This is a genomic window from Pseudomonas sp. FP2254, assembly GCF_030687695.1.
In the GTDB taxonomy this organism is placed as follows: domain Bacteria; phylum Pseudomonadota; class Gammaproteobacteria; order Pseudomonadales; family Pseudomonadaceae; genus Aquipseudomonas; species Aquipseudomonas quebecensis.
In genome coordinates this window covers 173,717-188,970 of sequence record NZ_CP117444.1, presented here as the reverse complement: position 1 = coordinate 188,970, position 15,254 = coordinate 173,717, and the positions used below count along the sequence as shown (strand labels likewise).

15 protein-coding genes are annotated in these 15,254 nt (G+C 58.5%); 2 read left to right on the top strand and 13 right to left on the bottom strand.

The annotated features are described in order from the left end of the window. Window positions 1-57 precede the first annotated feature (57 nt). Complete coding sequence (locus tag PSH94_RS00830) at window positions 58-1,698, bottom strand: VWA domain-containing protein (RefSeq protein WP_305436120.1); 1,641 nt, start codon at window positions 1,696-1,698, stop codon at window positions 58-60. A 216-nt stretch (window positions 1,699-1,914) separates the two neighbouring features. Between PSH94_RS00830 and PSH94_RS00825 the strand changes: the two genes are divergently transcribed. Then, window positions 1,915-4,086 carry a M10 family metallopeptidase C-terminal domain-containing protein gene (locus tag PSH94_RS00825; protein ID WP_305436118.1) on the top strand — a complete coding sequence of 724 codons (2,172 nt, stop codon included), beginning with the start codon at window positions 1,915-1,917 and terminating at the stop codon, window positions 4,084-4,086. Between the two features lie 9 nt (window positions 4,087-4,095). On the opposite strand, the gene PSH94_RS00820 is transcribed toward PSH94_RS00825, so the two are convergent. From PSH94_RS00820 to PSH94_RS00785, 8 genes are all read right to left on the bottom strand, one after another. Further along, window positions 4,096-4,746 carry a DUF799 domain-containing protein gene (locus PSH94_RS00820; protein WP_181081423.1) on the bottom strand — a complete coding sequence of 217 codons (651 nt, stop codon included), beginning with the start codon at window positions 4,744-4,746 and terminating at the stop codon, window positions 4,096-4,098. Continuing rightward, window positions 4,743-5,105, bottom strand: a complete 363-nt coding sequence (locus PSH94_RS00815) for a DUF4810 domain-containing protein (RefSeq protein ID WP_305436115.1) — start codon at window positions 5,103-5,105, stop codon at window positions 4,743-4,745. Before PSH94_RS00815 ends, PSH94_RS00820 begins: the two co-directional genes overlap by 4 nt. Window positions 5,106-5,134: 29 nt before the next feature. Continuing rightward, the gene (locus PSH94_RS00810) at window positions 5,135-5,815 is read right to left on the bottom strand and encodes a CsgG/HfaB family protein (protein WP_305436113.1); all 681 of its coding nucleotides are present in this window, start codon (window positions 5,813-5,815) and stop codon (window positions 5,135-5,137) included. A gap of 40 nt (window positions 5,816-5,855) precedes the next feature. Continuing rightward, window positions 5,856-6,437, bottom strand: a complete 582-nt coding sequence (locus tag PSH94_RS00805) for a hypothetical protein (RefSeq protein ID WP_181081421.1) — start codon at window positions 6,435-6,437, stop codon at window positions 5,856-5,858. 164 nt (window positions 6,438-6,601) lie between these two features. Further along, the gene (locus PSH94_RS00800; protein ID WP_285428885.1) at window positions 6,602-7,219 is read right to left on the bottom strand and encodes a hypothetical protein; all 618 of its coding nucleotides are present in this window, start codon (window positions 7,217-7,219) and stop codon (window positions 6,602-6,604) included. A 55-nt stretch (window positions 7,220-7,274) separates the two neighbouring features. Further along, window positions 7,275-9,863 carry an autotransporter outer membrane beta-barrel domain-containing protein gene (locus tag PSH94_RS00795; protein WP_305436110.1) on the bottom strand — a complete coding sequence of 863 codons (2,589 nt, stop codon included), beginning with the start codon at window positions 9,861-9,863 and terminating at the stop codon, window positions 7,275-7,277. A 621-nt stretch (window positions 9,864-10,484) separates the two neighbouring features. After that, window positions 10,485-11,177, bottom strand: coding sequence for a hypothetical protein (locus PSH94_RS00790; RefSeq protein ID WP_181081417.1), 693 nt, complete (start codon window positions 11,175-11,177; stop codon window positions 10,485-10,487). A gap of 77 nt (window positions 11,178-11,254) precedes the next feature. Then, on the bottom strand, window positions 11,255-11,647 hold the full coding sequence (locus PSH94_RS00785) for a DUF2846 domain-containing protein (protein ID WP_177449824.1): 393 nt from the start codon (window positions 11,645-11,647) through the stop codon (window positions 11,255-11,257). 469 nt (window positions 11,648-12,116) lie between these two features. Here PSH94_RS00785 and PSH94_RS00780 point away from each other — a divergent pair, with 469 nt between their 5' ends. Beyond that, the gene (locus PSH94_RS00780; RefSeq protein WP_034112924.1) at window positions 12,117-12,374 is read left to right on the top strand and encodes a hypothetical protein; all 258 of its coding nucleotides are present in this window, start codon (window positions 12,117-12,119) and stop codon (window positions 12,372-12,374) included. A gap of 144 nt (window positions 12,375-12,518) precedes the next feature. Here the strand turns inward: PSH94_RS00780 and PSH94_RS00775 are convergent, their stop codons facing one another. From PSH94_RS00775 to PSH94_RS00760, 4 genes are all read right to left on the bottom strand, one after another. Then, window positions 12,519-13,127 carry a hypothetical protein gene (locus PSH94_RS00775; protein ID WP_181081416.1) on the bottom strand — a complete coding sequence of 203 codons (609 nt, stop codon included), beginning with the start codon at window positions 13,125-13,127 and terminating at the stop codon, window positions 12,519-12,521. Window positions 13,128-13,407: 280 nt separating this feature from the next. Next, on the bottom strand, window positions 13,408-13,542 hold the full coding sequence (locus PSH94_RS00770; RefSeq protein ID WP_243269837.1) for an HNH/ENDO VII family nuclease: 135 nt from the start codon (window positions 13,540-13,542) through the stop codon (window positions 13,408-13,410). Between the two features lie 205 nt (window positions 13,543-13,747). Next, complete coding sequence (locus tag PSH94_RS00765) at window positions 13,748-14,041, bottom strand: hypothetical protein (protein ID WP_266245357.1); 294 nt, start codon at window positions 14,039-14,041, stop codon at window positions 13,748-13,750. Between the two features lie 475 nt (window positions 14,042-14,516). Further along, the gene (locus PSH94_RS00760; RefSeq protein ID WP_181081414.1) at window positions 14,517-14,789 is read right to left on the bottom strand and encodes a hypothetical protein; all 273 of its coding nucleotides are present in this window, start codon (window positions 14,787-14,789) and stop codon (window positions 14,517-14,519) included. Between the last annotated feature and the right edge of the window lie 465 nt (window positions 14,790-15,254).

Genomic DNA, 15,254 nt, shown 5'->3' with positions numbered 1-15,254 from the left:
AGGAGGGAGCTTGCTCCCGATGGCGGTGTATCAGTAACAGACATGCTGTGTTCGAGCTCAGGGCTTGAGGCTTTGGGCCAACTCCACCAGTTGCACGAACTCGTTGCGCAGGCCGAACGGGTCGTCGCCCCGCGCCGAGCGGGCCAGTGCGGCGGTGTCTTTCAACGTCATGCCGCCAGTGTAGCGGCCATCGCCCTTGAGCAGTTGGGCGAACGCGGCCACTGCCGCCGCAAAGCGCAAATCGTCGCTGCCCTGGGTGGTTTGGCCAGGGATTGGCCGTTCGATCAAGCGGCTATCGCCACCTGCGGCAGGCTTGTAGCGCACGCGCAGCATTGCCAGTTCATCGGCTTGCCCCTCGGCCGCAGGCGCGCCGGCATAGCGTAGCGGTTCCAACCAGCCTTTCTCACCCTTGGGCACAATTTCGTACAACGCGGTGAGCGTATGGCCGGCGCCGATCTCTCCCGCGTCCACTTTGTCGTTGTTGAAATCCTCACGCTTCAGGGCACGATTTTCGTAGCCGAGCAGGCGATATTCACTGACCCGCGCCGGGTTGAATTCCACCTGCAATTTCACATCCCGCGCGACCACCGCCAGGGTCGAGCTGAGCTGGTCCACCAGCACCTTGCGCGCTTCACGCAAGGTGTCGATGTAGGCGTAGTTACCATCGCCGGCATCGGCCAGTTGCTCCATCAGGTGCTCGTTGTAGTTGTCCACGCCAAAGCCCAAGGTCGTGAGGGACACACCGCTTTTTCGCTGCTGCGCGGCCATCTGCTTGAGGCTGTCGAAGTCGTTGACGCCGACGTTGAAGTCACCGTCGGTGGCCAGCAGGATGCGGTTGATGCCGTTGTCGATAAAGCCTTCGCGGGCCATCTGGTAGGCCAGTTCGATACCGGATGCGCCGGCCGTGGCGCCACCGGCGGTGAGCTGGTCGATGGCGGTGCGGATCGTAGCCTTGTCGCGCCCGGACGTAGGCTTGAGCACCACGCGGGACTCGCCGGCGTAGACCACCAGCGACACGCGGTCCTGCTCGCGCAATTGATCGACCAGCAATTTCAAGGTGCTTTGCACCAGCGGCAAGCCTTCGCGACGGTCCATCGAGCCGGACACATCCACCAGGAACACCAGGTTGGCCGGGGCCAGCTGCGCCACGGCGCGGTCGCTAGCCTTGATGCCGATACGCAGTAACTGGGTGTGCGGGTTCCACGGGGTGGCGGCGACTTCGGTGGTCACACCGAACGGTGAGCCATCGATAGGCAGCGCATAGTGATAGGGGAAGTAATTGACCATTTCCTCCAGTCGCACGGCACCTTCGGGCGGCAGGCTGCCTTGATTGAGGAAACGCCGTACGTTGGCGTAGCTGCCGGTATCGACATCGGCGCTGAACGTGGACACCGGCGTTTCAGCCACGCGGTGCACCGGGTTATCCGCCAGGTTGGCGTAGTGCTCACGGGGTTCGCTGCGGTAGTCCATCACCTTCGATTCCTGCATCGCCAGGGGGGCGGGCATCGGCGCGGACATCGGCATGGGTTTGCTCAGTGCGCCTTGCACGGTGTCGGCTTCCAACCGGGAGATCGGGCCCGTGTCGGCGGGTGGCGTCACATCCTGGGAGGACGGCACTCCACAACCGGTGAGCGCCACCATCAGGGTAACGACAAAGCCTTGGGTAGCAGGACGCAGGAATAGCGAAGGACGGGACATGGGCTGAACCTCAAGTGTGAATGATCCGTTCACAAGGTCAGACGCACGTCATGAGGGGTTCGGGTTAAATCGCAGAACCGGTGACGTAAGCCTCCACTCACACTTGGTTAAACACGCGACGTGAACCAGGATTATCCCAAGACCACCTATCGGAAGCCCCGCTCCCTATCAGACGTTTGCGAACAACAGGGAGCCTTATTAACCGGAACCGACAACATGACGTACATAAGCCAGAGGACCGCACGTTCGGTTGACTATGCTGGCGATGCCTCGCCGCCTGCCACACCGCGCAAACCCTCCTACAGCACCGATCAAGCCGCTGACCAACTGCTGCGCATGGGCCGGCATTGGAGCGACCGTAATCTGGACGGCAGCACCCGCCTGTCCTACCGATTCTTTACCCCCTCGCAAGCCAACCACCGCACGCCCGCCGGCGCCAATGAGTTCAGTACCGTTCAAAAGCAGCAGGCCAGGCTGTCCATGCAAGCGTGGGCCGATGTGGCGCGACTGTCGTTCACCGAAAAGGCAGCCGATGCCGAAGGGCACCTGGTGCTTGGAAATATTGCCGACAGCGGCTTGTCGGCGTATGCGTCCTACCCCCCAGGCGCGCTCGAAGGTGCACATGCCTGGTTCGCATCGGACGGCAAGAACCGGCCTTTTTCACACGGCAGTTTCAGTCGACATTTATTGACTCATGAAATCGGCCACACCCTCGGCCTCGCCCATCCTGGTCACTACAACAACAGCGGCAGTTACGCCCGGCACGCCCGTTATGCCGAGGACACTCGCGCCTACAGTGTCATGAGCTATTGGTGGGAAGGCCACCGAGGGCACGCTCACCGAAAGAACCAGCAAACCTACTATCCCAGCGCACCGATGATGGATGACATCAGCGCCATTCAGAAGCGCTACGGCGCCAATCTCACTACCCGCGACACCGACACGGTCTACGGCTTCAACTCCAATTCCGGGCGCGACTTTCTCAGCCTTCACTCAGCAGCCGACGCGCCGTTGTTTTGTGTATGGGACGCGGGTGGCAACGATACGTTGGACTTCTCCGGCTTCCATCACGACCAGATCATCGACCTGCGGGCGGAGCATTTTTCCGATGTCGGCGGCATGCAGGGCAATGTGTCCATCGCCAAGGGCGTGACCCTGGAAAACGCCAGCGGCGGCGCAGGCGACGACCATTTGATCGGCAACCATGTGGACAACCGCCTCACCGGCGGCCAGGGTGCCGACACGCTGACCGGTGGGCGTGGCCGCAACACGTTTGTCTACACCCACGCCAGCGATTCCACGGTGCAGCGGCCGGACCTGATCATGGATTTCAAGAGCGGCCAGGACACACTCGACGTGTCCGCCGCATTGAAAAACGCCAACGTCAACGGCCTGACGTTTGTCTGGCGCTTCAGCGGCCGTGCCGGCGAAGCGGTAATCGACTACAACCCGCAGACCCGCCTGCACAGCCTGGCCATTGACCTGGACGGTTCCGCGCAGGCCGACCTGCTGATCACGAGCCACGGGGCAATCAAGCCTGGGGACGTGATCAGCCATACAGCGCGGGCTCCCGCGACGCCTATGCCACTGATTCCGCAGGCACCCGCCCCTGCCCCTGCATTGGCTAACCGGCAGGCACCGATTGCGTCACAGAACGTACCCAGCGCCGCCCTCAAAGGCACGCCCATGCACACGTCCGCGAAGGCCGTGGGCAGCCTGCGCGAGGTGAGTGTGATGCGTGACTCATGGGGGTACGAGCGCGTGCATCAGCGCTCACTGGGCACGGGGTCGCTGATCGATGGCGGCAACAGCGTGCTGACCAATCAGCACGTGCACGCGGCACTCGCCAAGGGCAGCAGGCTGGAACTCTGGTTAGGCTGCGAGGAAGACAGCAGTGGTCGGCTAAAGGTGGCGCGCAAGGTGCCGCTGAGCGTCACGCCCCAAAGCAGCGACGCGCGGCTGGATTACGCAACACTGCGCGTGGACCTGCCCGCCGAGGCAAAAACCGCGCTGGCCCGCCAGTTCACGCCGCTCAGGCTGGCGACAAACCACAGCGCCCTGCCGGGGCAGAAGATCTTCATGCCCAACCACGGCCAGGCGTCCCTTGGCATCTCATTCCTGAACGCCAGCGGCCAGCCGACCACGCTCAAGGCCTACCACCAGGACAGCGTCGGGCAAACCTCGTTCTACCATGATGCCTTTAAGGTTCCCGGCACCTCCGGCTCACCGCTGATCAGCGTCGAGACCGGCGACATCGTCGCGCTGCACAACGGCTCGATTATCGGCACGGTGGACGGGCGCCGCGAATCCCTGGGTCATGCCACACCCATCGACCTGATCCAAAGGCACCGCGAGGCCCTGCAACGTCCTTCCAGCAGGCCGACCTGACGCGCCGGGTCAGTCCGTGCCGTACTTGGGGTTGCGCGGACCATACAGAATCCCCGCTCGTTGCCCCGGCGACAGCAGGCGCGCGCTGGTGATACCGGCAATCGGGTGCGCGGCGTCGGTAGAGCTGTTGATCACCTGCTTGACCGCCGCGGTGATCAGCATGCCGATCAGACCACCGCTGTTGTTGTTGCCTTCTTCGCTGGAAGCGCGTGCGGTGCCGGTCCACAGGGTGGTGCCGGTGCGCAGGTCCACCAGTTTGGCCGAAGCGGTCACGGCGGTGTCGCTGGAGATCAGCATGTACTTGGTGCCGTACTCGGTGACGGTGATGTACAACGCCGCGTCCGCGCCGAAGATGTCATGCAGCTTGGTCGGCGGCACTGCCTGGATATCGTTGGCGGTGGTCAGGCCGTTCTGGCGGAAGGTTTCGTCCACCAGAGCAATCGGCAGCACGTAGTAGCCGGCTTCGGCCAGCGGGTACGTCACCTGCGATACCAGGCTGTAGGACGCCTGCACTTCCGGCGACTCATTGAGCGGCGGCAGCACCAGAATCGACTTGGGCCGCGCTTGTTTATACGCCGAGTAATCGACGGTCTTGGGGGCCGCGCAACCGCCGAGCAAGGCCAGGGCCAGCAGGGCGCCGGTGAGTTTTAACAGGCTCATTTAGTCGCGACTCCGGTCTTGGCGTTTTTCAGCAGAAAGTCCATGTAGGCGGCGGATTCGGGGAACAGCGCCTTCTCGGTGCGAAACTCCTGCACCATCTGGTCATCCTTGCCCATGCTCAGGTACAGCATGCCCAGGTGGGCGTGGTAACCCGGCGGCGCCTTGCGGCCACTGGCGTTGATCTTCTGCAGGTCGCGCTCCAGTGCTTCCACCTGTGCTTCCTTGGGCTCGCCCTTGAAGTATTCGTAGACCTGCGGCTGGTAGCTTTCCCATTGATACAGGGGTTGGGGCGCCGTCTGGCACCCGGCGACCGCTGCGATTGCTGCCAGCATCAGCGCTGAGTTAACTGCCTTGCTCATCCGTGTACTGCTCCTTGAGGTGCTGCTGATCAGTTGCGCGGGTTCCAGGCGCCGGCGTTGATGCCGTCGACCAGGCGATTGATCGCTTCGCGCATGGCCAGGTCCAGGACCTTGCCATTGAGGGTGGAGTCGTAGCTGGCGGTGCCGCCGAAGCCGACCACTTCACGGTTGGACAGTACGTACTCACCGGCGCCCTGGGTGGAATACACCACTTCGGAGGTGTTGATGTTGACGATATTCAACGCGACTTTGGCGTAAGCCACCTGGGTCTTGCCACGGCCGAGGATGCCGAACAGCTGGCGGTCGCCGGTTTCTTTGCGACCGAACTCAGTTACATCGCCGGTCACCACATAGTCCGCGCCCTTGAGCTTCTGCACGGTGCCTTTGATTTTGGCTTCCTGGGAAATTTCGCCCATGTTGTCGCGGTCCAGCACGCTGAAGCGGTTGGTCTGCTGCAAGTGGGTGATGAGGATGGTCTTGGCCTGGCCGCCGAGACGGTCGACGCCGTCGGAGAAGATGCCGCGCATGTAGCTGGAGCGGTTGTCGAACTTGCCCACGGCAATCGGCACACGCACGCCGGAATAGGCGACGTTGGCGCTGGCGACTTGTTCCACCGGCATCGCGCGGTTGCTTTCGGTGGCGCAACCGGCCACGGTCAGCAGCGCTGCGGCGGTGAGGCCGGACAGCAGGGTTTTGCAGAGTGTTTTCACAAGGTGCTCCTAAGTGGAAAATCGGGTGCAACCGATAACGCTAGCGGGACGGAATGTCGCGCAGGTCATCGACAATGAAACGGCTCAATAAACCGGTATAGAACGTCTCGACGCTGGAGTTGCCCGTGTTGGTCAACACCCCGGCCAAGGTCTTCATGTTCTGCCAGTCACCTTGGTATCCGCGCGGCATCAGCCCCTCGCGCACCTGGGAAAAATGCAGCACCTCGGCACCGGCCTTCTTGACCTTCACCTGGTAGTTGAAGTCGACACTGGCGAGGATGGTGTTGTCGTCAACGATGGTCGTGATGAAACCGCCCTTGGAGTCTTGAATGCGACGGGTGTAGACCACGTTCACATCCAGCAGGTAATCGGCTTTGTCTTTGCTGGTGGCGTAGCGCTTGGCCTTGAGCAGGCGGTCGACCAGATCGACGCCCAGTTGCTGGCGCACTTTGTCATCGGGCAGGAAGCGTTCGTTCTTGCCCACCACCTCCACATCGAAAGTGTCGAGCCAATACGTGGCGGTTTTGGGAATGGTCACCGGCGCCGGCGAGATGTAGTAATCCGGCTTGGAGGCGCAGCCCGCCAGGAGGCAGACGGCGAGGAACACGGCAAATGCGCGCATGTCTGAATTCGTCCCTGAAAAGTATCGTGCTTTAAACAGTGGCGGCATTTTACGGAGTTGAGGGGGGTTCTCAAGATGTTTCGTGCAGGAGTGAGCTGGCTCGCGAATAAACAGAGAACACCGCAGGCATTGAACATGCCTGCGGTTTGGTTACCGACCTCAGCTCACTTGATCAGGTCCGGCCGAGAGGCCTTAAGCATGGCCTCGTTGACCGCGCCCTGCACGGAACAGGTGATCATGCCTTTGCTGGTCTTGGCCAGGTCACCGGGCGCGGGCTCGACCATCAAGATCCGCTCGGCCGTATCGGTAACCAGCTTGCCCGCGGTGTCGCCGCCCTCCGGCACCCAGGCCGATTGCTTATGCGACCAGATCTGCGGGCGGGCATAGATCCCGTTGGCCTTCTCCAGTTCGGTGCCCGGCGCTTTGCTCAGCTGTGCGTAAAGTGCGTCGGGCGCCTGCTCGGTGTAGAAGCCCCAGCCGATAATGCGCGAGCCCATCAGGTCCTGGTCTTCGGAGAAAAAGCCGGTCAGGGTTATGCCGTCGAGTGTCAGCGGCGTATCGAACATCCAGCGTTGGCCCATATCGGTCTTGGTGCCGCCGCTGAAGGTGAGCTTGCCGCTCTCCAGCCCATGGGGCACACGCTCCTTGAGGCCTGGCTGGTTCACCACCGCCAGGGAGTTCTGGTCGCACGCGAGGAAACCTTGCAGGGCCGGTGCTGCGGCGAAGCTGCTGGTGCAGGTCGCCAGCGCAGCGAGCGATATGAACAGACGATGCAGTTTCATTGAAAGCTCCTTGAATCCAAAAAAGCTTAGGAGCGAGCTTGCTCGCTCCTCGCAGTTAAAAGGCGTAGCGCGCCTTGAGCATCACGCCATCGGCATCAAAACCACTGCGCGCCTGGCGGGTGTAGCTGGCGCCGACGGTGAAGTCCGACACTTGGTAGTTCACGCCGACGCTGGCCTCATAGCTGTCACGCGCCACCGACGCACCGGTCACGGTAAACGCCGAACCGCCGGCCACGAAGCTGGAGGTTTGCGCCACGCGATCGCCCATCAGGTCGTGGTAGGCCATCAAGGTCGCTTCCGGCTGCAGGCTGCCCGCGCCCATCGGCAGGTGGCCGGCCAGGCGTACGCCGGCGCCCAGCTCGCCCACCTCGTAACGCTGCGAACGAGTGCTGAGGGAGGCCGATGAACCTTTCTCGTCGTAGCCATCCATACGCACGTTGGAATAACGCGCAGCCACACGCGGCTCGATCACCACTGCCTGCGACGGTTTGAAGCTGTAGCCGCCGATCACACTGGCCGACAACACATTGCTGTCATAGCTGCCCTTGGCGGTGGTGCCGGCGATGTGGCGCTTGCTGTCGTTGTCGTTGTGGCCATAGCTGAGGCTGGCGTCGGCGAACCAGTTTTGCAGCGACCAGTTACCGTACAGCGACAGCGCGTGGCCTTCGACGTCGGTCTTGTTGCCCAGGTCGGAGTGGAGGTTGGAATTGAGGTAGCTGTACGCCACGCCCAGGATCGTGGTGTCGTTCATACGGCCATCCACGCCGACCGCCATGCCGCTGCTGTTGGCCGAGTAGCCGTTATCGCCGCCACGGCCATCCTGGTCCATGTTGCTGCTCAGGCCCTGCACCCACACGCCGCCGACCTGATGGCTTTCACGCTGGTCGGTGAGGCGGTTGAAGATTGCACCGTTGACCACGGTTTGACCGGACAACGCCACATCGAGGGCGCCGCGGTTGACGTCCGGCTTGAGCTGGTCACCCACCTGCGCCAATTGCTGCGCGGTGCCGGCGTTGGCCAGGGCCTGGAACACTTGGTCGTCCTGGCCGAGCTGGCCGAGTACGCCGTTCTTGAACGTGTTGACCGCCGTGGCCGACGCCGCACTGGCGCCCACACCGGCCAGGTCCTGCTGCACTTGCTGGTTGTCCTTGACCGCCACCACGGCCTTGACCGTTTGCGCATCGGCCGAGTAGCTGAGCACGTTGAGCAACGACGAAGAACTGGCCACGGACAGCCCATTGTTTTGCACGCTGGTGGCTTGCAGCAGGGTGTATTGGGTGCCGTTGTGAGTGCGCGCGAAATCGCCCGGTTGAGCGCTGACCGTCAGCTTCGACGACGGTGCAAAGCGGGCGACGCCGTTGACGGTGAGGTATGGCGTGGTCGGCACGACGCTGTCGGACAGGTGCATATCGATGCCCGCGCCGCTGGCGACGTTGAGGTTGCCGGTGATGGCGGTACCTGGGGCAGCGAGGTTCAGCGAGCCGGAATTGACCGAGACGGGGGCGATGATGCGCTTGCCGCTGAAGTTGGCCTGGCCGTCGATGTTGACCGCGTTGAGGTTGAGCAGGTCGCCGACGATATTGCCGCCAGTCCAGTTCAGGGCAGCGAGGTTGGCGGCGTCGATGGCGGTGCCGGAGTTGCTGCGGATTTCGCCGGCTTGTTGGTTGATTTCAAACGTCGCGACCTGCTTGGCCGCATCGACCTGAATCGCTGTGCCGTCCGCTGCGACGAGGCCACGGTTGACGATACCGCGCGCGCCCGTGGCGCTGTTTTGCGCAAAGCTGGCGCCGGAAAAGTCGAAGGCATTGGCAGACGCGCCCTTGGCTTCAATGATGCCGGTGTTGAGGATGTAATCGACGGTGCCGGCATAAAATGTCAGCCCCTTCGCCTCATTGCCATTGGCGGAAACCAGTCCGCTGTTTTCAATCCGCAGGGGGTTGGTGGCGGTTTCCACTTCCACGCCCCAAGCGCCGTCGCCTGTTGCGGTGATCGAACCCGAGTTGAGCAGCTTGCCACCGATAGTAGTCGGCGTTCCGCTGTTGACGTCGAGGACCAAGCCAATCGCATCCGGGCCGGCCATATCGATCACACCGGTGTTGGAAACATCACCCGCAATGGTAGTGCCATGCAGATAAATGCCTTCACCGCCACCCAGGTAACCAGGAGTCGTTACAGTACCCACCGGTGGCGTCGAGCGGATAGTGCCGGAGTTGATGACGCTGCCGCCAATCGTGGTGGCGCCGATCTCAAGCCCTTCATAACTGCCGTTGCGCATCAGAACGTTGCCCGCCTGAATCACATCTCCCGTGACAGTGCCGGGGTTCAAATTGGCGGGGCCCGTCCAGAACATCGGGTCGATAGCGATTGCACGAATAGTGTTGCCTTGTGATTCCAGCGTGATATCTGCGCGATTGATCAACGAACCCTGAATATGAGTATCGGCGACACCCAGCCCGGCTGGGGGCAAATGGGTCGGCGTGGTGATCTGCGTGGTCTGCCCGGTGAGGATCAGCGACTCGCTGTAGGTCTCGCTGACAAACTGGGTCTTGCCTGCGCCAAGGTCAACTTCCACCGCCAGCACCTGCGTGCTGATTGCGCCAACCATGATTGCCAACAGACTTTTCTGGAACGGCTTACGCGTCATTTCAAACTCCATGAACTACAGGTCAAAGCCGCCAACAGGCCCGGCGGCAGTAGGTGTATCGAACGAAGGGATCAAAGGTCCCGGATGCAGGCGCTCGGCGCGTTTGCCGAACGCGCAGGCGCGCGCCTTAGCACCGCACAAGGCAGTGGCGAAGAAGGGAATAAAGGGGGGAAAAGCTCACATCAATCCTTAATGTCTTTGAAAACGCTGCAGTCCATGCAGCCGACCGCGTGCGGGTAGGCGCGGTAAAGACCTTCAAATGTACGAAAAGGTTCAGGTTTGTGTCGGAAAGTTGTGCGGTCGGTCACAGGGTGACGAGGTAAGTGGCGTTTGCCGAGGGGTCTGCATCCCTGCGTAATTGCCCCCAGGCTCGAAAGCTTTATGGAAAAGTCGTCCCAATGCGCGCGCTCTTTCGAGAACCCAGCAACGGCACCCGAAAGACATCCAGCATCAGCACCAGGATCAGCACGCCGCCGACGTAGAGAGCATGAACACGTTTACGCGGCACATTGGGCGCGCCGCTGTAGCGACGGGCCCCAGCCGGGTATGAGACAGGCCATCAGGAAGGCCTGGAGGGAGAGTTTTGCGGGTTTCATCAAAGGTCCTTTATCCGGCGACTGCCTACTTAAGCTCTTGCACCAGATAACGCCCGGAAATCTGCGTAATACCGGTGAGCGCCCGGCGCAGCGCCTCAGGGTCTGTGCGGTAGGTGAGCGGCGTGTAGCCATAGACATTCTGGCCATTGAACGGCGTGATCGCCTCACTGGTGCGCCAGACCATTTCATCGCCGCGATTCATCTGCGCCAGGACGTTGAGGGTGGGATAAATCACGCTGCTGAAACCTTGAGTCAGGCGAAAGCCCCACTCGGCCACGGTCAGCTGGATCTGCGCATCGGCGGGTTCATCGTCGCCCACCACCTTGAGCGTTGAAGTCTTGCCCAGCGCGTCGATAAAGCCCTGTTTGAGCAGCACGCCCAGATCGATTTTTTCTGCCTCCATCACCGTCAAAATGGCCACCGGCGTCGGCATCTCAGCCAACTGCCCAAGCTTCATGCCGGCGGCAAACCCGGCGCCGCTCAACGCTGCAGTGCCCACCTTGGACGCACCGCTGGCCATGCCGACGCCCGCACCAACCCCAGCCCCCAGGGCCGCGCTCCACGCTTGCTCACGGCCGAAGTACACCATGTTCTTTTCCCACTTCACGGGCAGGACTTTGACGGTCTTGATCTGCGCACGGTTTTCGGGGGTGAGGGGGTGGCTGACACAACCGCCGAGGATGAGAGTGGTGAGGAGGATGAAGAGGAGATTTTTCACATCAGTCCTTTAATGTTCACAGGTGAATAGCGGGGCCGGCAGAGCCTTGGGCTTCGGCCGGCGCCAAACGCGTTAACTTATTTGTTTTCTTTGACAAGGGTACCCAAGGACGCATCCTTGACCAGATAACGGCCTTCCAGGTCGCTCAGCACTTTGAGACTGTTGCGCGCCACGGCGAAACCCATTTCAACTTCCTGCTTGAGGTAAACCACCTCACCGGCTTTGACGTCGATTGGCATGTCCGCCCAGTTTTCAGCCTTGGAGCTGATCACGTGCTTGCCCGGCGTCACGAAAAAATAGATGTACTGGTTACCGCGGTTGTAACCCATCTCCGAGTCGGCTTCCTTGTCATCCAGGAACACGTTGAACCGTACCAGCATCCCGACGTTGCTCGGGCGCACGACATACACCAGGCCTTTATCGGCCACGGCGGCCTTGGGCAACGAATAGCTCGCGACGTCAGCCTGCATCTTCTCTACAGAAGGCGTCGAAGAACAGCCAAACAGGGTGGCCAGGGACAGAACGACAGCGGCTTTGCAGAACAACTTGATCATGTATTTCTTCCTTGTGGGTAGCGGGTCTTATCATTGATGCACTGGGTCGTGGCCAGCCTGTCGGCGTTGTATGGCGCGAGACAAGGCATTATGCCACTACTCTGATGCCTTGCGCGGTTTTGGGTGAGGGGCTTATAGTCCGGCCGTCGTCCAACAGGGCGATCGGATTTGGCGATCCGTTGACCGTATGCGAAAGCTATCTGCTTGATTGCAGGGGCTTCCGTACCCGCATCGCTGCTCTATGGCAGCTGTGCGTGGGAGACCTCCGGGTCTGCCGGAACTCGGTCCCGGTTCGCCAACCTGCGTACAGCTGTCACCCATTCGTTTGGCGACGATAGGCGACAGCCTCACTCTACTGACCGAGGTTGTACCCATGAACAGATACATGCCCCTAACCGGCCACGACTGCACCGTCCCTGCGCTGATCATCGACACCCAGGCGCCCCTCGACGTCCTTCACGATGCCGCCGCGCATCGCATTCGGGCCGTCACCCAACTGCTGGAAAATCTGGCCTTCCGCGAACAACTCAGCAGCGATGCCGTAGTACTTTCAGACTTCGCCCACTTGCTGGCCATTCCGCTGCGCGATGGGTGCGATTTGCTAGATGTCATCAGTCGCAGGCTTAACGCCGATCTGTCCTGAGTGAAAATAGGGCGGCCTTAGTGTCGCCCGCTTTGTGCGTGAGTAGTACAACCAAATAAATCAACTAGATAAATCCGCCCCCTTTACTCACGCTTAAATAACAAGCATTTCAATTGAATAAATCCGCCTATTTTCTAGTTTGAACTACTGACCACATGGATTGACCAGCTGCAATATTTCCGGATGGCTCGTATATACGATGCTGGGATAGCGCGAGACATAAATTGCCTCGCTGGTCCGCCCGGTGGCTGTCACAAAATTACCCTCTGGCCCCACGTATGCTTTTTTCCCTTGCGGCACCATGACATCGAGCATGAGCTTTTTTTTCTTCATATCCGGTTTACTATGCGCATCCATTGGCCAAATCTGCAGCGCATAATCTTTGGTGAATAAATAGAAATTCGGTGACGTATCTCTGGACTCGTAGAGGTGAGCACACATGACGTCACTGGCCAACACTTCTAAGTCGGGCTTATAGTGCTGACTGCTATAACTGGCAAATATCAGCTTTGTTCGCGTCTGTACCGCAAGTGCATCCTGTGGACGACACGGCGCCATGTCACCATAAGGATAGGAGCACCAACTTACCTGACTCATTATGACAATATCCTCAGCCTTTATGGAAAGGTCCTTCTGGATAGAAATCTGGTCTTCGGGCTTTTCGTAGGGAATTCCTGCGCAGCCTGTTAATAGAGTGAGCTTGAACAGGATGACTAGGTAAAGACCTTTTCGGTATACGTTCCAATACTTCATTGTCGAATTTCCTTTTCTATTGTCATGACTTTCCTGCCGCTGATAAATGGATAAACTTGAATCAGGAAAAATAGAGGTCAGACCACCAATATACATTGATGCATTAATCGCGGTCTGCCCCCTATTTTCATTCTTTTAAGATTCACACCCAATAGGTGCGAGGCCGTTCGAATAATACTCGAACAGCAGCGCGATGTGGCCCTACACAAAAAACCGCCCTCAAATCAGGGCATAAACCAGAAAGCAAAAAACACTTTCAGATGAGGGTACTTCCCAGTGTTCATAGGTTGATCACAGAACCAACTTCTGCAAGTGAACCACGAGTACCAGCGAACCCATTAACTTCAGTTTGCGAGAGGTGATGTAACTCGACTGATTTTCCATCATACCCAATTGGTGCTCGACCCGAGGCAATCCTCTCAAGGTTTGAGTCTTGAACAGTTTTACCTCGTACTCTCCAGGTCGATAGGGCCTCTGGATCAAAGAGGTCGTTACGTTGATAGACAGTCCTATCTAAAACTGTTGTTTTATTCCAAAAAGCACCAGCTTTAGGCGTTGTACTTGCAACATCACTACCCGCCGTCGTGCCCGTACCAGCAGAACCCGTCCCTTTTGGACCATCAGCCTTTTAAGCGTTCTAACAACTCGACCATCGCCTGTGGATCACGCTCCACAAGCTCTTCAACCAAATCTTCCGCTGCCCAATGCAGAATCATGTCCCCTCCCCCACCATCCTTGCAGAGGATGAGATCAGCTGACAAAGAAGAGTCAACAACATTGACTTCTCTATCACTGAGTGCCCTCAAACCGCCATAACCATCATAAGGAATGACCCAGTAAAAGCGCTCGTTCTCTATCCAGTAAATCCCAAACACCTGCACGGGCTCTTCTCGCCCAATTTCTCGAATAATCATTCCACATCACTCAATAGTCCTACCGGGCTGCAGCAAAGGGGGCAGCTGCTGCGGCGTGGTAATTTTCATATCGTATGCTTTACCGGTTGCGGAGTTGTATTGATAGTGGAGGGTTATATTTTCTCCGCTAGGCAGACGGTGACTTACTTCCATTTTTTTTCGTCCCTCACTCCGCGGAAGGTCTTTATCACCAGCTAGTTTTGATCACGACCGGCTGAAGGATTTTCTATCACCCTGTTCCACAAAGTCTCTCGTTCAGATCTCTTGGCACCGTTGACTGATAGCTCTTTGCTGTTGAATGCGTTGCGTAGTCTGGAGCAGAAAATTCATCGGCAGCATTTTCTCGACCATAATAATCTCTATTTACTCTAGAACTTTCAGTAATAGCAACCGGGCTATATGGATCATCCACAATAGTAGGTTTACCGCCACTGAAACCACCAGAACCGCCACCTTTTGCACCGTCAAGAAAGCTCTAAGAGTTCAACGGATCCCAAAGCACTCTCTTTACATACGCTATTGATTCCTCTTCAGTATCGAAGTCTTGGACTTCATAATCATCATTCAAAAGCATTTCTCTCCAACGCACACTGTTATCTTCGAACGCTGCAGCCAGCTCAGCTTTCATCTCATCCAGCTTTCCACTTGATATCAAGCCTCTTAGGTATATATTTTTAGCAGCTTCCTCCTGAAAACCAAAGTCTGCAGAAAATATAGTCTTTAGCATATAGCGAATATTTTCATACATTATAATATCCCCTCTATTTTGGCAACGGCGCTGGAAAAATAGTGATAGTCTCCCAAACATTTTTGCCAGGATTAAATTGATAAACACCTTCTACGCTGCGTAAGTTGCTTACTTTATCAGGAGCGCCTAGAACTTCTAAATTTTTAGCTGCATTACCGCTTGACCAAATCCTCTTAAACCCTCTACCAAGGTCAGCCCCGACATCACCAACATCATCAGCCGTGACTCTAACTGTATCGCTGCCAGGATTACGAGCAATCGCTTTTTGCAAAGCGTTGTTTCGGACGAACTGATCAGCTTGAACCAACAAATCGTCAGAATGGAAGGCGGAGGACAATGGCGGAACCGATGGACCTATAGCGCCGTCCGGTTTTACACCAGTCTTTGCCCTGACCATCAGGTCTCCGTCAGTAACGTTACCACCGTGAACACCCAGTGAATGTGCGTTCGGATGACTTGTGAGCA